Source organism: Sphingobium cyanobacteriorum (assembly GCF_030580935.1).
GTDB lineage: Bacteria > Pseudomonadota > Alphaproteobacteria > Sphingomonadales > Sphingomonadaceae > Sphingobium > Sphingobium cyanobacteriorum.
This window is the reverse complement of the sequence record NZ_JAUQOM010000002.1, coordinates 446,576-468,021: the sequence shown is the minus strand read 5'-3', so window position 1 is coordinate 468,021 and position 21,446 is coordinate 446,576. Positions and strand designations below refer to the sequence as shown.

The window sequence follows — 21,446 nt, the reverse complement described above, 5'->3', positions numbered from 1 at the left end:
GTCCCCGCAGGAAAGCCGGGATCAGACGGCCGCTTCCTTCACCGCCTTTTCCTTGCGCACCAGCCGGTCGATGGAGTCCGGCACCAGGCGTTCGGCAAAGCCGGCCAGAAATGCCAGCAGCATCATGCGCAATATGTCGGCATTGTAGAAAAAGCCCAGCGCCTTCGACAGTTTTTCAATGCCCATCGGCACATGATCATTGGCGCGGACGATATATTGCGCATTGAGCAGTTTCGTTTTCGCCGGCGGGGCGGCGGGCTGTCGCGGCGGTGCGACAGGCTGACCGGCATTCGGGCCGGGATCGGTCGCCTTGCCCTTCGCCGCGCTGCCGGACGTGGGGGGTGCAGGGGCTGTCGGGGTTGCGGGCGCTGCCGGCGCGACGGGTGCGGGCGCCGCAGTGGCTGCCGGAGCCGCCGGGGCGCTGGTCGTGCCGTTGCCTGCATCCTCCCTTTCACCGACATCCACGATGGTCCGCTTTTCCGTCAGGCTGGGAAAGAAGCGCATGTCCAGCCCCAGCGCGTCGGTCGATCCCGAAATGACCATCAGGTACAGGACGAGCGCGAACACGCCGCCGGAAGCGATCGATCCGGCGATGCTTTCGCGGCTGAAGTTCAGCGACACCAGTTCGTTGAAAGGGTCGGCGACCAGAATATTCTGGCCGCCAATATCCTGGAACTTGCGGCTGATGCTGACCACCGCGCCGACCATGCCCGTCAGGAAGATCAGGACAAGGGCGGTCGGCATCCACGGCAATTCCCATGGGGCAAAGGGCAGCCGCGCCGGGGTGGCGACGGTGGCCAGCCAGAAAATGACGGCGATGGCCAGCACGACAGCGATCACGCGGGACAGCAACCACCATTTGATCGACGCCAGCGTCTGTTCGCGCCGGGCATTGAGGATATAGAGTTGCTGCATATAGGTGGACAGGCTGAGCAGGTCGGCGCGGATCATGTCCGCATTGTCGCGCTTGCCCTTGTCCATGGAGGGCGGCAGCGATCCTTCATATTCGATCAGCGCCTTTTGCGGGGACACCCGCCGCATCCGGTCGAGCAATATCCAGCGACGCGCCACAAGGAAATCGCCCGGAATGATTGCAATCAGTTGGGCGTCTATTTCGATATAGCGTTCGAAAGCCGTCACTTCCACGCCATCGCGGTCTTCGGATACTTCGCCTTTTTCCTCTTTTTCACGGACGCTCTGGAAGTCCTTTTCCAGTTCCTTGATCCTGATAAGGCATTTTTCCAGTTGGGCGATGTCCGGGCCGCCCGATGTCGCAGGCTCATCCAGCCGCTGCTGGATATAGGTCCGGGTCGATGCAATGAGGACGGCGATGCACTGGCCATAGGCCGCGACGATCTGCCTGAGATTTTGACTTTGCTTGATGAATGTCATGCCAGGATTGCCCAGCATCAAACGGCCTGCGCGACGCGCCATATTAGATATCATTGTCGACATGCCCCAGCCTGTGAAAATGGACACCCCGGCGATTCTTCGACAATTATTTATATATCAATATATTGATGCGACCATTTACTGCCTGGAACACCGAACCCCGGACAATAGACCATATATTATATTCACACACAATGCGCTTTATCCAAAGCGGACCAGTCCAGGATGACCGTGAAGGCGCGCAGCCCGTCGATCAGGGACGCGATCGTCAGATAGTCTTTCCCGCATCGTCGCCATGCGCCATGGCATGGACGCGATGGGGCGCGGACACATCGACCCGGCTGGTCACTTCATATTGCGCCTTGGCCTGGCGGACATGGGAGTCGGCCGGCACGCTGTCGGTCAGCCAGACATTGCCGCCGATCACCGACCGGCTGCCCACGATGATCCGGCCCAATATCGTCGCCCCGGCATAGATGACCACATCATCCTCGATGATCGGGTGGCGGGGCAGCGCCTTTTCCAGCGCGCCCTTTTCGTCCGAGGGGAAGCTGCGCGCGCCCAGCGTGACGCCCTGGTAGAGGCGCACCCGGTCGCCCACGATCGCGGTTTCGCCGATGACGACGCCGGTGCCATGGTCGATGAAGAAGGCGCGGCCGATCGTCGCGCCGGGATGAATGTCGATGCCGGTCTTGCCATGGGCGATTTCCGAGATGATCCGCGCGACCAGCGGCGCCCCCAGTTGATGCAGGCGATGGGCCAGCCGGTGATGGATGATCGCCAGCATGGAGGGGTAGCAGATCAGCACTTCATCCACGCTGCGCGCGGCGGGATCGCCCAGGAAGGCGGCATCGACATCGGTGTCGAGCAAGACGCGCAGGGCCGGCAGGTCGCGGGCGAAATCGCCGATGATCCGCGCCGCTTCCCGGTCCACCGCGTCCGCCGGCTCGTCTTTCAGCACATAGATGAGTTCGAGCCGGATCTGGCCATAGAGGCGGCTGAGCACGGTCTGGAGGGTTTCAGCGACGAAGGCGTCCTCATTATGGAGGCGCACGAAGCTGGGGCCGAGGCGCAACGGGAAGAGCGCGCCGCACAGCGACTGCATGATCCGGGTCAGGTTGGCGCGCGAGGGGAAACCTTCCGCCCCATATTCGGCATGATGCCGCTGCGCCTGCCGCCAGCGGGCGCGCGCGCCGCTCAGGTCGGCGACCAGTTGGTCCAAATCCCAATATCCATCGACGATATCATCGTCCGGCCCGTCCACCATGCTATCTGCCTCATGCACCTGTTTCCGCCGGCATAGCGTGGACGCGGCGACGGCGATAAACGAGTTTTGCTTGGGGCGGGACAGTTTCTCTTTTAGCTGCGGCCCGACGAGCGCGGCAGGTGCAGGCAGATTTCGGCGCGCAGGCCGCCTTCGGGCCGGTTGGCGAGGGTCAGGCGGCCGCCCTCCGCACTGACCGCCTTTTGCACGATGGCAAGGCCAAGGCCAAGGCCGCGCGTGTTGCGCCGGCGCGAGTCATCCAGACGGGAAAAAGGCCGCAACACCTCCTCCAGCCGGTCACGCGGGATGCCCGGACCGTCATCATCGACGCGGATCAGCAATTCGGTCCCGACCCGATCGAGCGAAACACGGGCGCGATCGCCATAATGGAGCGCATTTTCGATGAGGTTGCGCACGGCCCGGCGCAGCGACAGGGCGCGCACCTCCATTTCCAGATGGTCCGGCCCGTCATAGCGCACATCATCGCCATGGTCCTGAAAAGCATCGACGATGGTGGCGATGGTGACGGCGATGTCGGTGCGGACGGGCGGTTCGGGTTCCTGTTCGCCGCCCAGGAAGGCGAGCAGCGATTCGAGCATCGCGCCCATTTCTTCCAGATCGCCAGCCATGGCTTCCTGCACGTCCCGGTCCCGCACCCCTTCCAGCCGCAATTGCAGCCGGGCCAGCGGGGTGCGCAGGTCATGGCCCACGGCGGCGAGCGTTTCGGTGCGTTCGTCGATCAGGCGATGGATGCGCGCCTGCATCGCGTTGAAGGCGGTGATGAGGTTGCGCACGTCGCTGGTGCCCGCTTCCGGGACGAGGACTTCGACGCCACGGCCGATCTTGTGGGTGGCGTGGGTCAGGTCGCGCAGCGGCGCCAGCGTCTGGCGGATCAGCAGCCAGGCGGCGACCAGCAGGGCGATGACGGGGATCAGCGCCAGCCCCATCCGGCCCAGGGTGAAGGCCCATTTGCCGCCGCTGTTATGCATGGCGAAATAGAGCCAGCTTCCGTCCCCCAGCCGCAGCCCGCCGTTGATTTCCGACGGCCGGCCAGGGTTCAGCCGCAGCCAGAGGGCAGAGCGTTCGAGGCTGGGTTCCCACGCCACCACCTGTTGCCGCATCCGCGCCAGTTCCGGCGACAGTTGATGGGGCGGCGGGGCGGAGGGCGACCAGTGCACGTCATAGCGGTCCGTGGTCAGTTGCAGGCCCAGCGCCGGGCGTTCGACGCGGGGCTGTTCGGCCAGCAATTTACGGGCGATGACCAGATGTTCGGCCAGCCGCCGCGCCTCATCATCCTGAAGCGAAAGCTGGCTGGTGCGTTCGTAGATCAGCGTGCCGACCGCGAATTCCAGGGTGACGGTCAGCAGCAGGATCGCAAACAGGCGGCCAAGCAGCCCCAGCGATCCCCTGACATGCAGGGTCAAGCGCGGCTGACCTCTGCATTGAACATGTAGCCCACGCCCCGGACGGTGGTGATCGGCGCGGCCTTGTCCGTCGTGGTGAGCTTGCGGCGCAGGCGGCTGACCAGCACGTCGATGCTGCGGTCGGAACTGTCGCCCATGCGGGTGCGCGACAGTTCGATCAGCCGTTCGCGGGCGATGACCCGCTGGGGATGGCTGAGGAAGGAGCCGAGCAGGTCGAATTCCGCCCCGGTCAGTTCCACCACCGCGCCGGTGGGCGAGCTGAGTTCGCGCCGCGGGAAATTGACGGTCCAGCCGTCGAAGCGCGCTTCGCTTTCGCGATGTTCGTCCGGGCCGCGCTCCACGCCGACGCGGCGCAGGATGGCGCGGATGCGGGCGATCAGTTCGCGGGTGCCAAAAGGTTTGGGGAGATAATCGTCCGCGCCCAGTTCCAGCCCGACGATACGGTCGGTTTCGCTGCCCTTGGCGCTGATGAAGATGATGGGCACGTCGCTCTTGCGCCGGATCTGGCGGCACAGGTCAATGCCGTTGGTGCCGGGCAGCATCACGTCGAGCACGACAAGATCGACCGGGCCGGCATCGAAGGCCACCCACATTTCCGGCCCCGAAGAGGCGGGACGGACCTGATAGCCATGTTCCTGGAGCGCGCGGGCCGTGAGCGTGCGCAGCGGCGGATCGTCTTCGACGAGGATGATCGAGGGCGCGGTCATAGGCTGGGCAACGGGAGAGATATCATATCGGCGAGATAGGACCGGCCGGAACGGGGGTCAACCATATGGGACGCCGGAAACGCCGCATCCGGGCGGCAGCAACAATTTGTCACGGCACAGCAAAGGCGGCAGCCGGGCCTGACGCAGCAGGCCCGGCGCCATGGATCAGAAGGCGGCAGAGACAGAGAAGATGATCGTGCTGCGCGCGATCGACTTGCCGAAGTCCTTGCTGTCGTTGACCATGAAGTTGGGACGCAGATACTCTTCCTCGACACGGGCGATGTCGGTGTCGACATAGGAGACGCCCAGCGTCAGCGGGGTGCCGGGGATGGCGACATCGGCACCGACCATCCAGTCGAGATATTTGCCGGTGGGCGCGACCGACGTGCCGTTCGGGCCAAGGCCGCTATTGCCGTTCGACCAGCCCAGATGCGCCTTCAGCGTGACCGGGGTGTTGGGCACGGCGCCGCTGATGTCGCCCCAGACGTAGAGATTGTCTTCCTTGTCGCCCGGATCGAACACGGTGCAGGCCGCGTCGCTGCACCATTTGCCCAGCGCTTCCTGCTTGGGCGCATAGGCGACGCCGACCAGACCCTTGACCGGGCCGAACTGGTGCGACAGCTTGACATAGGGTTCGGCGAAATCGGTTTCGTCAGCACCCGACGGATACATGTACCAGGTCAGGCCGACATCGACCGTCGTGCCTTCGCCCAGCGAGGCCGAATAGCCCGCGATCAGGTCCAGTTCCATGTTCGCGCCGCCGAAACGGCCCCAGCCGCCCAGGTTGGAGCCCCAGGCGCCGACATAGAAGCCGCTTTCATGGGTGGCGGTCAGGCCGCCCTGAACAGCCATGCCGCGATCGCTCTGCGACACGCCGCGGAAACGATAATCGGATACCAGGCCGACGCTGCCGGTCACGGTGACGGGGCTGGCGGGTTCTTCCTGCGCGAAAGCCGGCGCGCTGGAAAGAAGCGCAAGAGCGGCACAGGCGATTTGATACTTCATGAACATTCCCCTTAACGTTGGAATGTTCCGTCCTGCATCCGCTCTGGTTCGAAGATCTTTGAATCATCGTCCCCGATACCGGCGGATGACCATGACCTATTCCGTCGCGGCCAGCGGGCAAACCGCTTTTACTGCACCTGCGAAAGGATCAGCGGGGCTGTGATATAGGCAACACGGTTTTTTTCTGTAATGGCAATATATATTGCTATCGTGTTTCCAAATTGAAACAGGACAAGAAGAAGCCGCCGTGCCGGGGGAGGCACGGCGGCTTGCGTCGCCTGGGCAATGGGGGGGGGTCAGGCGACGAGCTGGCGCATCCGTCCGGTTGCGCCAAACAGTTCCACCGGCGCTCCGGCGCTCCGGCGGCGATCGACCCATTCGCGCAGCATTTCCGCGCAGGTATGGTCGATATGGCCAAGGCGTTCGACATTCAGGATGACGAGGCCCGCGGCCGGCAGGGATTCAAGCCTGGCCGACAGGCCGGGCAGGTTGAGGAAGGTGGCGGTGCCACGCAACGCCACTTCATGCGCGTCGCCCCGGCTTTCCTCCTCGACCTTGAGGCGCAGCTTGCGGGCATGGGGCAGCAGTTCGAGCAGCGACAGGCCGATGCCGACCAGCACGCCGGTCAACAGGTCGGTCGCCACGACGCAGATCAGCGTCGCCGCCCACACCACGGCCGGAAGCGGGCCGTAGAGATGGAAGAGATGTTTGACATGCGCCACGCTCACCAGCCGGACGCCGGTGATGACGAGGATGCCGGCGAGCGCGGCCATCGGGATTTCACGCAGCAGCCAGGGCAGCAGCGCGACGAAGCCCAAAATCCAGATGCCGTGCAGGATCGCCGACAGGCGGGTTTTCGCCCCCGCCTGCACGTTGGCGGACGAGCGGACGATCACGCCGGTCATCGGCAGCGCGCCGGCAAAACCGCAGAGCAGGTTGCCCACGCCCTGGGCGCTGAGTTCCCGGTTATAGTTGGTGCGCACGCCGTCATGCATCCGGTCGACCGCCGCCGCCGACAGCAGCGTTTCGGCGCTGGCGATGAAGGCGATGGCGATGGCGGTGGTGATGATGGCCGGGTTCATCAATTGCGCCAGAAGCCCCGAATCGGGCAGGCTGACCGCCGCGACGATCGATTCCGGCACGACCACCCGCGCGACCGGCAGGCCCAGGACAAAGGCGACCAGCGTGGCCAGCACGACGCCGACCAGCGCACCGGGCACCAGCTTCATGGACGCGGGGCGGAATTTTTCCCAGCCCAGCATGCCAAAGATGGTGACGAGGCCGACCGCGAAAGCGGTGGCGGCGTCGCCGTTCGACAGGCCGAAAATCTGGCCCGGCATGGCGATCAGATTGTGCAGGCCGCTCGACAGCGGCTTGTCGTCGAACAGCACATGGAACTGGCCGACCACGATCAGCACGCCGATGCCGGCCAGCATCCCGTGCACGACGGCGGGCGAGATGGCGCGGAACCAGCCGCCGACCCGCGCGATGCCGGCCAGGACCTGAATCGCGCCGGCCAGGATCAGGATCGGCCCCAGGGCCGACAATCCCTGTTCGCGGACGATTTCAAAGACGATGACGGCAAGGCCGGCGGCCGGGCCGCTGACTTGCAGGGGGGAGCCCGCCAGCAGGCCGACGACGATGCCGCCGATGATGCCGGTGATCAGACCCTTTTCCGGCGGCACGCCGGAGGCAATGGCAATGCCCATGCAAAGCGGCATCGCCACCAGGAATACGACGATGGACGCCGTGAAGTCGCGGCCGAAGCTGCCGCCGGAAAAAGCCTTCAGCATGATTTACTCCGCCGCCTGGGCGTAAACGGCGTCCGCAGCGAGGCGACGGCCATGGGGCAGCGCGACCGGCATCGGCTGGCCTTCGCGCAGCGGCGAGAAACGGCCGGTTTCGCCGTCCAGACCCAGAACCTGACCGGCATGAATGTCGACATACCAGCCGTGCAGCGCGATTTCGCCGCGGGCGATGCCCGATGCGACCGAGGGATGGGTGCGCAGATGGGCAAGCTGGGCCACGACATTTTCCAGCGCCATGTTGCGCAGCTTGTCGCTGTCGCTCAGATCGTCGGGATAGCTTTCGCGGCAGACCTTCTGCGCGGCGTGGCTGTGGCGCAGCCAGGCGGCGACATTGGGCATGGCCGTCAGGTCGGCATTGGTCGACAGCGCCTTCATCGCGCCGCAGTCGCTATGGCCGCACACGATGATGTCGCGCACGCCCAGCACCATCACCGCATATTCGACGGTGGAGGTGACGCCGCCATTCTGGGTGGCGTGCGGCGGCACGATGTTGCCGGCATTGCGGCACACGAACAGGTCGCCGGGTGCGGCCTGCATGATATGTTCGGGCACGATGCGGCTGTCGGCGCAGGAAATCATCAGCGCCTTGGGGCTTTGGCCATGGCTGGCCAACTGATTGTAGAGCGCGCTTTCATTGGGAAAGACTGTCGTCTCGAAATTCAAAACGCGACCGATGAGCTCGTTCATGGAGTCTATCCTTTTGCAAATGACTTTCCGGCCAGGGGGCGGGCCGGGATAATGTAAAGGATAGGGACGCGGTTTTGCTGCGTCGCAGCGGGTTTGTTATAAAATATGTCTGGATGTTGAAGCCTGCCGATCCCGCGCGCAACGCCGCGCGACCGGGCGTTGCGCGCTTCAGGGATTGCGGGACAGGCATCTAGCGAGACAGGCATCTAGCGGGACAGGCATCCAGAGCGCGCTGCGTTTAACCGGACGCAGGCCGCGCGCTCCTGTTTTTTGTTTTCGCATCGTTTCTGGCGGAAAGCCGGCTCCCGCTTTCCCGCACGATGCTCTAGCGGCGATCGACGATGGCGCTGAACATATAGCCCACGCCCCGCACGGTCACGATCGGCGCGGCGCGGCCGCCCTTCCCCAGCTTGCGGCGCAGGCGGCTGACCAGCACGTCGATGCTGCGGTCGGACGAGGGCGTGTCGCGCACCCCGGCCAGTTCCATCAGCCGGTCACGCGCGATCACGATCTGCGGATGGTCGATCAGCACCGCCAGCAGGGCAAATTCGGCGGCGGTCAGAGCGACCTGCCCCCCTTGCGGATCGACGACCTCCCGCCGCGCGGAATCGACCACCCAGCCGTCGAAGATCGCCTGGGTCTGACGGCGCAGGCCCAGCGCGCGATCACCCCGCCCCCGCCGCAGCACCGCGCGCAGGCGGGCGGCCAGCTCACGCGCCGAATAGGGTTTGGCCATATAATCGTCGGCGCCCAGTTCAAGGCCGACCACCCGGTCGACTTCCGAACTGTTGGCGCCGACCAGGATGATCGGCACATCGCTGCGTTCGCGCACGTCGCGGCACAGGTCGAGGCCGTCCGGCCCGCGCAGCGATGCGTCGAGCACCACCGCGCCGACCGGGGCGCTGGTCAGGGCATGGAAAATGTCGTCCGCCGAAACCGCAGGCAGGGCACGGAACCCGCTCTGCTCCAGATAGTCGCGGACATCATGCCGCAATTGCGATTGTGTTTCGGCGATCAATATCAGCGGTGGACTCATCAGCCCTGAACGGTCAGCGCACGCACGCTGTCCAGTTCGTTCAGGAACACCGCGCGATCGCGCTGCGCGATGGCGGCCGCTTCGGCGGACATGGCGGCGGTGTAGCGCGCGACCTGGGCGTCGATCTGGCTGCGGGCGGCGCCGCAACTGCCGGCATAGCTGCCCGACAGCGGGGCGAAGCGATGGATCGCCTTGCCAAAGGCCGGGACGGCGCGCCCCTGGGCGGCGACGGCGCGGTTGACGGTCACGTCGGCCTGCCAGCGGCAGACCGGCACCGCATTGCGATTGGCAAAGCGCGGTTCGACCTGGCGCAGGCTGATCGAGGGGCTGGCGTGATAGCTGGCGCTGTACGCCTGCGCGCCATGGCTGATTTCAGCGCTGTGGACGGGCGCGGCAGGCGCGGCCATCATGGCCAGGGTCTGGGACGCAATAGCAAGCAACAACATGGGCGCTTCTCCTTTGCCAGCCGGCGGTCATGCCGGGATTGCGTCGGGTTTAGGCGGCCTGAATGTCTGAGGGATGGGCTGACGGTAACAAAATATTGCTGAAGCGTGAAAAATGGCGGGGCCTTATTGCGCGGCCAGCAGCAGCGAGGCCGGACGGGCCGCGCCAAGATGGCTGACCACCGCCGCCAGCCACAGGGCATCGCCCGCCGCCCGGTGCCGGACCGCGCCCTGCGCATCGGCATAGGCCACCGCCGCGGCGATCCGCGCCGCGTCGGCCGCCTGTTCATCGAACAGGGTGGCGACATGGTCGATGCGGAAGGGCGAGGGCATACCGGCCGCCTGCGCCAGCGTATCCAGCCAATATTGGTCGAGCAGGCTGTCGGCGATCACCCGCCGCCCCGCGGCCGCGGCCGCCAGTTCGGCCAGCACGGTGCCGGCCGGCTGCCCTTCCCGCACGATCCGGTCATGGCTCAAGCCGTGCAACGCCTGCGCTTCGGCCGTCCAGTCCCAGCCGGCCCAGCTTTCATGCGGGCGGATCAGCCAGTTGCGGCTGACGCCATCGCCCGCGATCCCGACCTCAATCGGGAAGGAACGGCCATGACGCGGCAGGCAGGACGCCTCGAAATCGATGGTGAGGATAGTCAACGCACGGCTCCACTCCGACGCGCGGCCTGCTTTCTGCGAAGCATGATGCCGCCTGTCTCGATGCGCCCCTTTCGGCTCCAACTATGTCAGGCCAAAGTCATTCGCCAGCCCCTTTGGCAAAAATGCTTCCTGTTGAAGGCAGGATGCGACGAAGCGCAGGAGAGGCGCGACGCGGCCGCCGGTTTTTGCTAGGCGGCGGAAACAAGGAGGAAACATCCACCGTCATGACCGTCGTTGCCGCCTATCTCTACCGCCACGGCCAGCGCGTGCGCGCCGTATCGATCGACGAGCGCGTCGATTGTGCACAGGACAAGTCGGAATTCATCTGGATCGGCGTCGCCGACCCGACCGTCGCGGAAATGCAGACGCTGCAACGCACGTTCGGCCTGCACCCGCTGGCGGTGGAGGATGCGATCAAGGCCAACCAGTTGCCGAAGGTCGATATCTATGGCGACCAGTTGTTCGTCGTCGCGCGCACCGCCCATATCGAGGAGGACGCCATCTGCTATGGCGAAACCGCCCTGTTCATCGGGCACAGCCATATCATCAGCGTCCGTCATGGATCGGCCCGCGCGCATCTGGCGCTGCGGGCGGAACTGGAGGCGGTGCCCACCCGGCTGGCGCAGGGCGTGGATTATGTCGCCCACGCGATCCTGGACTTCATCGTCGACGGCTATCTGCCGATCATCGAAGGGGTGGAGGAGGAAGTGCTGGAGATGGAACAGCAGATGATCGACCATTTCCTGGGCCGCGACGACATCACCCGCATTTTCAGCCTGCGCCGCCAACTGATCCGGTTCCAGCGCATCCTGACCCCGATGCACGAAGTAGCAACCAAATTCGTCAAGATCGACCTGCCCTGCATCGACCAGGAGGCGCGCCCCTATTTCAGCGACGTGCGCGACCATGTGCGCCGCGTCCAGACGATGGTGGACGACCTGCGCGAAGTGCTGAACAGCGTGTTCGAATCCTCCAACCTGCTGGAACAGCAACGCACCGGCCAAATCACCCGCCAGCTTGCCGCCTGGGCCGCGATCCTGGCGGTGCCGACCGCGATCGCGGGGATTTACGGGATGAATTTCGACCATATGCCCGAACTCAAGAGCATCTATGGCTATCCGGCGGTGCTGGGCGTGATCACGCTGGTCTGCACCATGCTCTACGTCCGGTTCAAGAAGCTGAAATGGTTGTGACGGCCCTCAGCCGGCCTTCATGGGGAAGCTGGCGCCTGGACAAGCGATGCGCAGGCGAAACGTTCATGGTGCAGCAAGAATGGATGTGACAGATGTTCCTGCATGTCATGTGCAACGCTTCTTGGCGGCTCGGTCGCGCCGGTCCTGCTGATGCTGTCGCCCTTCGCGGTGATGGCGGCGAAGGATTGCGATGCGTGGCAACCCGCCGCCAAGGCGGCAAAGAGCGCCAGTTCCACGCCCGGTTCCAGGCCCGGCTCCAGTCATTGCGACCGCCCGCGCCTGCCGCTGATGTGACGGCGGATATTGCGGCGCAGCGGCGGCGCTGCTAACCGCTTGCCATGATCCAGCCGCCTGAAATCATCCGAGTCTCCAAGTCCCGCGTCTCGTGCGACGGATCGGGGGACATTCCCGCCGCCCTTGGCCATCCGCGCGTCTTTCTGGAGATTGACGAGCATGGCTATGTCGATTGCGGCTATTGCGACCGCCGGTTCGTGCTGATCGGCGGTGCGGGCGATACCGCCGACCTGGCGAACAAGCCGGATATCGCGTCGGGCGCCAGCCTGTAAATTTTTCCGTTGGGCTTGGGTCGTGCCGCCCCTATATCGGGCGGCATGACCGATATTGCTTCACATTTCACGGATGCCCGTGGCCTTCTCTATCGTCCGGGCCTGCTCGATCCCGATGGCGCGCGCCGCCTGACCGCGCAGGCGCTGGGCCAGTGCGACGATGGCGAACTCTATCTGCAATATCGGGCGAGCGAGAGCTTCGGCTTTGACGATGGGCGGCTGAAAACCGCCGACTATTCGACGGACGCGGGGTTCGGCCTGCGCGGCGTGTCGGGCGAGATGACCGGCTTTGCCCATGCCAACGATATCAGCGAGGCGGCGATCGCCAAGGCGGCGCAGACGCTGAGCCTGCTCGATCCGGCCAAGGGCCAGCCCGCGCCCCCGCCCCAGCGCACCAACCGCCACCTTTATACCGACGCCAATCCGCTGGAGATCGTGCCCTTCGCCGAGAAGGTCGCGCTGTGCGCCGAGATCGACGCCGCCGCCCGCGCCCGCGACCCGCGCGTGGCGCAGGTGTCGGTCAGCCTGGCGGGAAGCTGGTCGGTGGTGGAGATCGTGCGCGCCGACGGCTTTACCGCGACCGACATCCGCCCGCTCGTGCGCCTGAACGTCTCTGTCATCCTGGAGGAAAATGGCCGGCGCGAAACCGGCACGTTCGGCATTGGCGGGCGCTATCTCTACGATCAGGTCATGGAAGCGGGCGTATGGAACCGCGCGATCGACGAGGCGCTGGCGCAGGCGCGGGTCAATATGCGGTCCGTCGCCGCGCCGGCGGGCGAGATGACCGTGCTGCTGGGGTCGGGCTGGCCCGGCGTGCTGGTGCATGAAGCGATCGGCCACGGGCTGGAAGGCGATTTCAACCGCAAGGGCACCAGCGCCTTTTCCGGCCGGATCGGCCAGCGGGTCGCCGCGCCCGGCGTTACCGTGGTGGATGACGGCAGCATCATGGACCGGCGCGGGTCGCTGTCCATCGATGATGAGGGCACGCCGACGCGCGAGAATATCCTGATCGAGGATGGCATATTGCGCGGCTATATGCAGGACCGGCTGAACGCCCGGCTGATGGGGGTCGAACCCACCGGCAATGGCCGCCGCGAAAGCTACGCCCATGCCCCCATGCCGCGCATGACCAACACCTTCATCAAGGGCGGCAAGGACGATCCCGAAGAGCTGCTGAGCCGGATGAAGTCCGGCATCTTCGCCAAAAGCTTCGGCGGCGGCCAGGTCGATATCGTGTCGGGCAAGTTCGTCTTTTCCTGCACCGAGGCGTACAAGGTCGAGTATGGCAAGCTGGGAGAACCGATCAAGGGCGCGACGCTGATCGGCGACGGCCCGACCGCGCTGACCAAGGTGGTCGGGATCGGCAGCGACTGGGCGCTGGACGAAGGCATCGGCATGTGCGGCAAGGGCGGGCAGAGCGTGCCGGCGGGCGTGGGCCAGCCGACGCTGCTGATGGAAGGGCTGACCGTGGGCGGCACGGCGACCTGAGCCTTTTGCGTGCATGAGTGGCGGGAACTCCGCCGCGCGTTCGTCATTGAGCCTGTATGAACATGCTGACCGACAGCCATGATGCCGTGACCGCCGACTGGGCGGCCGCGCTGCTCGATTTCTGGTTCAATCAGGTGGGCGAAACGGGATGGTACAGCCATGATCCCGCGCTCGACCGGACCTGCGCCGCGCGGTTCGCGCCATTGTGGCGCGAAAAGCGGGCGCTGCCGGCCGAGACGTTCCTGGACCGGGCGGACGACGCGCTGGCCGCCGTCCTGCTGTTCGACCAGTTGCCGCGCAACATGTTCCGCGGCACGGCGCAGGCGTTCGCGACCGACCCGCTGGCGCGCGACGTGGCGCGCGGCGCCATCGCGCTGGGCTATGACATACAGATTGGCGGCGCGGGGCGCCTGTTCTTCTACATGCCGTTCATGCATAGCGAGGCGATCGCCGATCAGGAACTGTCGCTGACCCTGTTCGAAGGGGCCGGCGACGCGCGCGCGCTCAGTTTCGCGCGCGACCATCATGCAACCATCGCCCGCTTCGGCCGTTTCCCGCACCGCAACGGTGCGCTGGGCCGCAAGAGCCTGCCCGAAGAGGCCCAGGCCGCAGCGGAAGGCGCGGGCTGGTAGAAGAAGTGCCTAAAATTTAGGCAATGTCGTTACGCTGCCCATTTTTTTGGCGGCGCAGCATGGCCCGTCGCGCGCCAGGCCCGCATTAACCCGCTCTTAGCAATTTGGCACGGCTCTTGCTGGTAGTCCCCCGCACACCAATCAAGGGGGCGACATGAAACTTGTCATGGCTATCATCAAGCCGTTCAAGCTTGACGATGTCCGCGAGGCACTCTCCTCGCTCGGCATCGCGGGTATGACGGTCAGCGAAGTGAAGGGCTTCGGCCGCCAGAAGGGGCAGACCGAAATCTATCGCGGCGCCGAATATTCGACCAACATGGTCCCGAAGATCAAGATCGAGGTCGTCTGCGACGACGACCTTGCGCCGCGCGTGGTCGAAGCGACCCAGGCGGCCGCCAATTCGGGCGCCATCGGCGATGGCAAGATATTCGTCCTCGATGTCGGTCAGGCCGTGCGTATCCGCACCGGCGAGACCGGCGAAACCGCGCTGTAAGAAGGGGGAAATAATGACCTTTTCCAAGAAACTTTGCGGGGTCGCGGGGGCGATAGGCCTGTCCCTGCTCGCCGCATCCCCGGCGCTTGCCGCCGCCGGCCCGGTCAAGGCGCCGGACGCCGCCGCCATGGCCACGATGGTCAACAAGGGCGACGTCGCCTGGATGCTGATTTCGGCCGCTCTGGTGCTGATGATGTCGATCCCCGGCCTCGCCCTCTTCTACGGCGGCCTGGTCCGCACCAAGAACATGCTGAGCGTCCTGATGCAGGTGTTCATGATCGTGTCCGTCGCGGGCCTGGTCTGGGCCTGCTGGGGCTATTCGATGGCCTTCACCTCCACCAGCACCCCGGTGCCGTGGCTGGTCGGCGGGCTGGACAAGGCGTTCCTGATGAACGTCAGCAGCTCCACCTATGCCGCGACCTTCAGCAACAATCTGTATCTTCCCGAACTGGTGTTCGTGGTGTTCCAGATGACGTTCGCCATGATCACCCCGGCCCTCATCGTCGGCGCCTTTGCCGAACGTGTGAAGTTTTCGGCGCTGATGGTGTTCGTCGTGCTGTGGCTCACCATCGTCTATTTCCCGATGGCGCACATGGTATGGTACTGGGCCGGCCCCGACTTCCTGCCTGACGCACCGACCGACGCCGGCCTGCTCTGGGGCTGGGGCGCGCTCGACTTCGCGGGCGGCACGGTCGTCCACATCAACGCCGGTATCGCCGGCCTGGTCGGCTGCCTCATCATCGGCAAGCGGATCGGCTTCCCCAAGGAACCGATGGCACCGCACTCGCTGACCATGACCATGATCGGCGCGAGCCTGCTGTGGGTCGGCTGGTTCGGCTTCAACGCCGGTTCCAACCTGGAAGCCAATGCCGTCACCGGCGTCGCCTTCATCAACACCATGCTGGCCACCTGCGCGGCGGCCGTGAGCTGGGCGCTGGTCGAACAGTTCCACCATGGCAAGCCGTCGCTGCTGGGCGCCGTCACCGGCGCGGTCGCCGGCCTGGTCGCGATCACCCCGGCCGCTGGCCTGGGCGCGCCGATGACCTCGATCGTCCTGGGCTTCGTCGTGTCGCCGGTCTGCTACCTGTTCGTGGCGTTCGTGAAGGGCAAGCTGGGCTATGACGACAGTCTGGACGTGTTCGGCGTCCACTGTGTCGGCGGCATCGTCGGCGCGATCGCGACCGGCATCGTCGCGGCCCCCTCGCTGGGCGGCCAGGGTGTGTTCGACTACACCGTGTTCCCGGCCGGCTTCAACGCCGACAGCTACTCGATCGCAACCCAGGTCGTGACGCAGATCAAGGCGGTGCTCTTCACCCTGGTCTATTCGGGCGTGCTGAGCGGCATCCTCTTCTTCGTCATCGACAAGACCATCGGCCTGCGTCCGAATGCGGAAGACGAGCAGCAGGGTCTGGACCTCTCCAGCCACGGCGAGCGCGCTTACAATTATTGAGATTGGCAGGGCGGGCCGCCCGGTTGGGATACGGCCCGCCCGCCTCACCTTGTTCCTCCTGCGAACATCCCTTGGGGTCGATGCGAAAGCATCGGCCCTATTTTTTTGGTCATGATGCGCTTTGCAAAGCCGACTGATGTGCCCCCCTGTAAGCGGGGGTGGCTGAACGCAGGCCAGGCGAGGGCTGTCACCCTGTCGGGAGACCCCCGCCGTTCGTGCGGCGCCTGTCGCAGCAGCCCCCCCTTGTCAGGCGCAGTTGACGGAAGCGGGGCTATGCCGCTTGCGTCCAGGCGAACGGCAATGGCGCTTCGCGAAAGGCGAAGCGGTCGAGATGGTCGGCGACGACCTGCTTGAACCGTTCGACATCGGCGTCGGCATTGGGTTCCAGCGTCACGACCAGCGCCTGCGGCTTTGCCGCCATGCGGATCGCCCCCATGGGGAAGGCGATGACGCCCTGTTCAGCGTCAAAGCGCGTTTCGAACTTGTGGCTCCAATGCTTGCATAGCTGCTGGAGATAGCGGCTGCCATGGGTGGTGGCGACAGTTGCGGTCAGGATCATGGATCAGAGCCTTTCGATTTTGGAGACGGCTTCGTCGATCAGGGCAGCGACATCGAACATGGTCTGATTGTCCGCCCCTTCCTTTTCCAGCCGTTGCTGGATGGCGAAACGCAGATTGTGCATCGCCCGGCGCACCGGCCCGCCATCGACCCGTTCCGCCTGCTGCGCCATCGCCGCCAGCCGGGCCAGCGCCAAGTCCAGCCCGGCCTGTCGTTCGGCAATCTGGGCTTTGCCGGCATCGGTAATGGCAAAACGCTTGCGGCTGCCCTCACTGGGTTCCTCCGCAATCAACTCCATTTCCGCCAGCATGGTCAGCGTCGGATAGACGACGCCGGGACTGGGCGCATAGGCTTCGCCCGACAGCGCCTCGATCGCGCGGATCAGTTCATAGCCGTGGCGGGGTTCGTCGGCGATCAGCTTGAGCAGGATCAGGCGCAGCGTTTCATTGTCGAACAGCCGCCGGCGACCGCCGCCGCGACCGCCCCGGCCACCGCCCCGATCTCCGCCCCGTGGGCCGTCCTCGCCAAAGGGATCCCGCCCGGCGCCGCCCCGGCGCACGCCATCGGGCGAGGCAAACCGGCCATGGCCGCCGTGGAGGCCATGATGATGAGGGTGATGGCCGTGATGGCAGCCATGGGAAGAATGGATATGTCGCATCATTTGACCTTTCATATATGTCATGATGCTTTGAGATATATCTTATAAAATGAGATCGTCAAGAGTTGCGATATATTTTAATTATATCGTCCTGCATGTAGGCCAGTGGCCCCGTCCCCTTGCGGCGCGGCGCCAGGGTCCAAAGGGCCATGGCAGCAGGAGGGGGACGATCGCCGCGACAATCCGCGGTCAATCGCCCCCGCCCCCGATCACTCCGGCGCCTTGGCCACGCTGACCATGGCGGGGCGCAGCAGGCGGTCCTTGATCATGTAACCGGCCTGCATCTCTATGAGGATCGTGCCCGGCGCGGCGTCGGCCGACGGGACTTCCATCATCGCCTGATGCTTGTTGGGGTCGAGCGGCTGGCCGACCGATTCGATTTTCGTGATGCCGTTGCGGCCGAATATGCTGTCCAGTTCGCGCCCGGTGGCTTCCAGACCCACGACCAGCCCCTTGAGCTTTTCATCCTCGCGCAGGTCGGCGGGAATGGCGGCCAGCGCGCGGCTGAGATTGTCGGCAACCGACAATATATCGCGGGCGAAAGCGGTCGCCGCATAGGCGCGCGCGTCGGCCAGTTCCTTTTCCAGCCGGCGGCGCACATTCTGCGTATCGGCATGGGCGTAGAGAATATCCTGCTTGGCCGTGGCGAGTTCCGCCTCCAGCGCGGCAATGCGTTCGGCATTGGCATCGGCCACAGGCGCATCCTCTTCCGGCAGCATGTCCACGACTTCGGTATTTTCCAGATTCTGTTTGTCTTCGCTCATCTCATCAATCTCGACAGCGTCTGTGCAGTGAAATCCACCATGGGGATCACCCGCGCATAGTTCAAGCGCGTGGGGCCGATCACGCCGACCACGCCGACGACCCGGCCGTCCGCGCCACGGTAGGGCGCGGCTATGACCGAAGAACCCGACAGGGAAAAGAGCTTGTTTTCCGAGCCGATGAAGATTTTGGTCGCGCTGCCCGCCAGCGCGCCGCGCAGCAGGTCCAATATTTCCTGCTTGCCCTCCAGTTGTTCCAGCAATTGCCGCGCCCGCTCCAGATCGGCCGCCGCACCATCGTCCAGCAGGTGCGACTGGCCCCGCACGATCAGCACCGGCCGGTCGTCGGCATCGTGCGACCAGATCGCAAGGCCGCGCGCGACCAGATCGCGCGCGCTGTGGTCGAGCGCATGGCGTTCCATCTCCATCTCGCGCGCCAGCGCCTCCCCCGCCTGCCGCAGGGTCATGCCGCCAAAGCGCGCCGACATGAAATTGGCCGCTTCGTTCAGCATCACCGGGCTGACCCCTTCGGGCAGATCGAGCACGCGATTTTCGACCGATCCGTCCTGCCCCACCAGCACGGCGAGCGCCTGCCGCGCATTGAGCGGCACGAAGCCGAACTGGCGCAGCACCGGCTCGCGCTTGGGCACCATGACGATGCCGGCGCAGGCGGACAGGCCCGACAGGGTCGCGGTCGCAGCGGACAAGGCATCCTCGATCGGGCCGCTTTCGACAATCCCCGCCTCGATCGCGCGCCTTTCTTCGGCCGACGGTTCGGCCGCCTGCATCATGCCATCGACGAACAGGCGCAGGCCCGTTTCGGTCGGCATCCGCCCGGCCGAGGTGTGCGGCGCGGCCAGCAGGCCCAGTTCCTCCAGATCCTGCATCACGTTGCGGATCGAGGCGGGCGACAGGCTGAGCGAGGCGATCTTGCTGATGGTGCGCGACCCCACCGGCAGGCCGGTGCCCAGATAGCTTTCCACCACCACGCGAAACACATCGCGCGCACGGTCGTTCAGTTCGGAGATGGGCGTGACCGACATGCCTTCTATCTAGGGAAGGCGACAGCGGCGCTCAAGGCGTAACCGCCTTGGGATTGAGCATCGGTTGCATGTCGAGGATGCGGGGCACGGCCGCGATCGCGACGCGCAGCTTGCCATATTGCGGGTCCATGCAGCCCGATTGATAGTCCAGCCGCGTCGTCGCCTGCCCCGGCCGGCTCCATTCAATGCTGTAGCTGGGCATGTCGGTGGCGAACCGCTGGCAATTCCGGCCATGGGCAATCGCCTGCGTCGTGCCCGCCGCCGGGCGATGCGGCGCGAGCGTCGCCACCAGCCGGCGATATTGCGCCGTCGTCACGGTGAAGCGGGTCGGCCCCGGAACGGACGTGAACCGTTCCGGCTCCAGCAGCGCCGATCCGTCGGGCGACACCTGCACCGTATAGGCCGGGCACGCACCGAAACAGCGGCCGGCGGTGAAGCGGATCACATCGCCCGGCGCCCTGGGCGGTTCCAGCCCATCCTGCTGCGCCATGCACCCCGTCACCATGAACAGCCCCGCCAGGGCCAGGATTTTTATCGTCATACCCCCTCTTATCGTTCAATTCGCACTCTGGACACTGGCAACTCGCTGCGCCGGGCGCTAAGCGGCTCATCAAGTGCGCTTCCTGGCGCATTGGCGGCATCCGCAGCGACGGGCCGCCTTCTGAACGCTTCGGAGTAGAAAATATGCGTCCTTCCGGCCGCGCGCCCGACCAGATGCGCGACATCACCATGGAGCCTGGCTTCACCATCCATGCCGAAGGGAGCTGCCTCGTCAGCTTTGGCGACACCCGCGTGCTGTGCACCGCATCGGTCGAGGACAAGGTGCCGCCCTTCCTGCGCGGCAAGGGGTCGGGCTGGGTCACGGCGGAATATGGGATGCTGCCCCGCGCAACCCACACGCGCGGGTCGCGTGAGGCGGCCAAGGGCAAGCAGTCGGGCCGGACGCAGGAAATCCAGCGCCTGATCGGCCGTTCGCTGCGCACCGTGGTCGACATGAAGAAGCTGGGCGAGCGCCAGATCGTGATCGATTGCGACGTGATCCAGGCCGATGGCGGGACGCGGACGGCGGCGATTTCCGGCTCGTGGGTCGCGCTGCGCATCGCCGTCGACAAGCTGATGGCGTCGGGCGCGCTCAAGGAAGATCCCATCATCCAGAAGGTCGCGGCGATCAGTTGCGGCATCTATGAAGGCACGCCGGTGCTCGACCTCGACTATGCCGAGGACAGCAATGCCGAAACGGACGCCAACCTGATCCTGACCGGCGACGGCAAGTTCGCCGAAGTGCAGGCGACGGCCGAAGGCGCGGCCTATGACGAGGAAGAGCTGCTCCGCCTGCTGCGGCTGGCGCGGATCGGCTGCGCGAAAATCTTTGCCGCACAGGACGCGGCGACGGGCCGGTAAAGGCCGACACAAACCTCCGTCATGCCAGCGAATACTGGCATCCCGCTTTTCTTTCGGCTCTACAGTGGAAAAGAAAGTGAGATCCCGGCGTTCGCCGGGATGACGAAGCATAAAATAGGGTAACGCGATGAGCGACCAATTCGGACAGGAACAGGCGATCCGCAAACTCGCCCCCGGCAAGCTGGTGATCGCCAGCCACAATCCGGGCAAGGTGCGCGAAATCGCCGCGCTGCTTGGCCCCTACGGGATCGAGCCGATTTCCGCCGCGAGTCTGGACCTGCCCGAACCGGAGGAAACCGGCACCACCTTCATCGCCAACGCTGAGTTGAAGGCGATGCAGGCCGCCGACCTGTCCGGCCTGCCCGCGCTGGCCGACGACAGCGGCCTGTGCGTCGAGGCGCTGGGCGGCGATCCAGGGCTGTTTTCGGCGCGCTGGGCCGGGCCGGACAAGGATTTCGCGCTGGCCATGCGCAAAGTGTGGGACGGGATCGAGGCCAAGGGACCGGATGCCGGCCATGACGCCCATTTCATCTGCGCCCTCGCCCTCGCCTGGCCCGACGGCCATGTCGAAGCGTTCGAAGGCCGGATCGACGGAACGCTGGTCTGGCCGCCGCGCGGCGACAGGGGCTTTGGTTACGACCCGATGTTCGTGCCGTTGGACCATGACATCAGCTTCGGCGAGATGGACCCGGACGCCAAGCACGCCATGAGCCACCGCGCCAAAGCCTTCGCGCAAATGGTGGACGCGGTGTTCTGAGATATTCCGTGCCCGCGCAGAAGAGGACAGGC

General features: G+C 65.2%; 24 protein-coding genes. 9 read left to right on the top strand and 15 right to left on the bottom strand.

Annotated elements, in window-relative coordinates:
- Positions 1 to 21: 21 nt before the first annotated feature.
- The 10 genes from Q4610_RS07220 to Q4610_RS07175 form a co-directional block, all read right to left on the bottom strand.
- Positions 22 to 1,434 carry a hypothetical protein gene (locus Q4610_RS07220; RefSeq protein ID WP_304535308.1) on the bottom strand — a complete coding sequence of 471 codons (1,413 nt, stop codon included), beginning with the start codon at positions 1,432 to 1,434 and terminating at the stop codon, positions 22 to 24.
- 226 nt (positions 1,435 to 1,660) lie between these two features.
- Positions 1,661 to 2,659 (bottom strand): serine O-acetyltransferase EpsC, encoded by a 999-nt coding sequence (epsC, locus tag Q4610_RS07215; protein WP_304535569.1) that lies wholly within the window; start codon positions 2,657 to 2,659, stop codon positions 1,661 to 1,663.
- A gap of 92 nt (positions 2,660 to 2,751) precedes the next feature.
- A complete protein-coding gene (locus tag Q4610_RS07210) occupies positions 2,752 to 4,080 on the bottom strand; it encodes an ATP-binding protein (RefSeq protein WP_304535307.1) in 1,329 nt (442 codons plus the stop codon).
- Positions 4,077 to 4,787, bottom strand: a complete 711-nt coding sequence (locus Q4610_RS07205) for a response regulator (protein WP_304535306.1) — start codon at positions 4,785 to 4,787, stop codon at positions 4,077 to 4,079. Before Q4610_RS07205 ends, Q4610_RS07210 begins: the two co-directional genes overlap by 4 nt.
- A 165-nt stretch (positions 4,788 to 4,952) precedes the next feature.
- Positions 4,953 to 5,798: a TorF family putative porin gene (locus Q4610_RS07200; protein ID WP_304535305.1), complete on the bottom strand. Its 846-nt coding sequence runs from the start codon at positions 5,796 to 5,798 to the stop codon at positions 4,953 to 4,955.
- Positions 5,799 to 6,088: 290 nt separating this feature from the next.
- On the bottom strand, positions 6,089 to 7,585 hold the full coding sequence (locus Q4610_RS07195; RefSeq protein WP_304535304.1) for a SulP family inorganic anion transporter: 1,497 nt from the start codon (positions 7,583 to 7,585) through the stop codon (positions 6,089 to 6,091).
- 3 nt (positions 7,586 to 7,588) lie between these two features.
- The gene (locus Q4610_RS07190) at positions 7,589 to 8,287 is read right to left on the bottom strand and encodes a carbonic anhydrase (protein WP_304535303.1); all 699 of its coding nucleotides are present in this window, start codon (positions 8,285 to 8,287) and stop codon (positions 7,589 to 7,591) included.
- A gap of 325 nt (positions 8,288 to 8,612) precedes the next feature.
- Complete coding sequence (locus tag Q4610_RS07185) at positions 8,613 to 9,323, bottom strand: winged helix-turn-helix domain-containing protein (protein WP_304535302.1); 711 nt, start codon at positions 9,321 to 9,323, stop codon at positions 8,613 to 8,615.
- Entirely contained in the window at positions 9,323 to 9,769 is a 447-nt protein-coding gene (locus Q4610_RS07180; RefSeq protein ID WP_304535301.1) for a hypothetical protein, read from the bottom strand. Before Q4610_RS07180 ends, Q4610_RS07185 begins: the two co-directional genes overlap by 1 nt.
- Before the next feature lie 123 nt (positions 9,770 to 9,892).
- The gene (locus Q4610_RS07175; protein ID WP_304535300.1) at positions 9,893 to 10,414 is read right to left on the bottom strand and encodes a hypothetical protein; all 522 of its coding nucleotides are present in this window, start codon (positions 10,412 to 10,414) and stop codon (positions 9,893 to 9,895) included.
- Between the two features lie 224 nt (positions 10,415 to 10,638).
- Here Q4610_RS07175 and Q4610_RS07170 point away from each other — a divergent pair, with 224 nt between their 5' ends.
- From Q4610_RS07170 to Q4610_RS07140, 7 genes are all read left to right on the top strand, one after another.
- A complete protein-coding gene (locus Q4610_RS07170) occupies positions 10,639 to 11,607 on the top strand; it encodes a magnesium and cobalt transport protein CorA (protein ID WP_304535299.1) in 969 nt (322 codons plus the stop codon).
- 102 nt (positions 11,608 to 11,709) lie between these two features.
- A complete protein-coding gene (locus Q4610_RS07165) occupies positions 11,710 to 11,901 on the top strand; it encodes a hypothetical protein (RefSeq protein WP_304535298.1) in 192 nt (63 codons plus the stop codon).
- Positions 11,902 to 11,945: 44 nt separating this feature from the next.
- Positions 11,946 to 12,173 (top strand): zinc-finger domain-containing protein, encoded by a 228-nt coding sequence (locus Q4610_RS07160; protein WP_304535297.1) that lies wholly within the window; start codon positions 11,946 to 11,948, stop codon positions 12,171 to 12,173.
- 45 nt (positions 12,174 to 12,218) lie between these two features.
- A complete protein-coding gene (gene tldD, locus Q4610_RS07155) occupies positions 12,219 to 13,661 on the top strand; it encodes a metalloprotease TldD (RefSeq protein ID WP_304535296.1) in 1,443 nt (480 codons plus the stop codon).
- Positions 13,662 to 13,717: 56 nt separating this feature from the next.
- Positions 13,718 to 14,293, top strand: coding sequence for a DUF924 family protein (locus Q4610_RS07150; protein WP_304535295.1), 576 nt, complete (start codon positions 13,718 to 13,720; stop codon positions 14,291 to 14,293).
- Between the two features lie 154 nt (positions 14,294 to 14,447).
- Positions 14,448 to 14,786 (top strand): P-II family nitrogen regulator, encoded by a 339-nt coding sequence (locus Q4610_RS07145; RefSeq protein WP_004209785.1) that lies wholly within the window; start codon positions 14,448 to 14,450, stop codon positions 14,784 to 14,786.
- Between the two features lie 13 nt (positions 14,787 to 14,799).
- Positions 14,800 to 16,236 (top strand): ammonium transporter, encoded by a 1,437-nt coding sequence (locus Q4610_RS07140; RefSeq protein ID WP_304535294.1) that lies wholly within the window; start codon positions 14,800 to 14,802, stop codon positions 16,234 to 16,236.
- Positions 16,237 to 16,507: 271 nt separating this feature from the next.
- Here the strand turns inward: Q4610_RS07140 and Q4610_RS07135 are convergent, their stop codons facing one another.
- The 5 genes from Q4610_RS07135 to Q4610_RS07115 all read right to left on the bottom strand — a co-directional run bounded on the left by Q4610_RS07135 (position 16,508) and on the right by Q4610_RS07115 (position 19,797).
- The gene (locus tag Q4610_RS07135) at positions 16,508 to 16,795 is read right to left on the bottom strand and encodes a DUF2218 domain-containing protein (RefSeq protein WP_304535293.1); all 288 of its coding nucleotides are present in this window, start codon (positions 16,793 to 16,795) and stop codon (positions 16,508 to 16,510) included.
- Positions 16,796 to 16,798: 3 nt separating this feature from the next.
- Entirely contained in the window at positions 16,799 to 17,452 is a 654-nt protein-coding gene (locus Q4610_RS07130; protein ID WP_304535568.1) for a PadR family transcriptional regulator, read from the bottom strand.
- 209 nt (positions 17,453 to 17,661) lie between these two features.
- A complete protein-coding gene (grpE, locus tag Q4610_RS07125; protein WP_304535292.1) occupies positions 17,662 to 18,216 on the bottom strand; it encodes a nucleotide exchange factor GrpE in 555 nt (184 codons plus the stop codon).
- Positions 18,213 to 19,256, bottom strand: coding sequence for a heat-inducible transcriptional repressor HrcA (hrcA, locus tag Q4610_RS07120; RefSeq protein WP_304535291.1), 1,044 nt, complete (start codon positions 19,254 to 19,256; stop codon positions 18,213 to 18,215). The genes grpE and hrcA overlap by 4 nt, the downstream gene beginning before the upstream one ends.
- 31 nt (positions 19,257 to 19,287) lie before the next feature.
- Positions 19,288 to 19,797, bottom strand: a complete 510-nt coding sequence (locus Q4610_RS07115) for a DUF6438 domain-containing protein (RefSeq protein WP_304535290.1) — start codon at positions 19,795 to 19,797, stop codon at positions 19,288 to 19,290.
- A 143-nt stretch (positions 19,798 to 19,940) separates the two neighbouring features.
- Here Q4610_RS07115 and rph point away from each other — a divergent pair, with 143 nt between their 5' ends.
- Together rph and rdgB are read left to right on the top strand one after the other, a co-directional pair.
- Positions 19,941 to 20,657 (top strand): ribonuclease PH, encoded by a 717-nt coding sequence (rph, locus tag Q4610_RS07110; protein WP_304535289.1) that lies wholly within the window; start codon positions 19,941 to 19,943, stop codon positions 20,655 to 20,657.
- 127 nt (positions 20,658 to 20,784) lie between these two features.
- Positions 20,785 to 21,414 (top strand): RdgB/HAM1 family non-canonical purine NTP pyrophosphatase, encoded by a 630-nt coding sequence (gene rdgB, locus Q4610_RS07105; RefSeq protein WP_304535288.1) that lies wholly within the window; start codon positions 20,785 to 20,787, stop codon positions 21,412 to 21,414.
- The last annotated feature ends 32 nt before the right edge of the window (positions 21,415 to 21,446 follow it).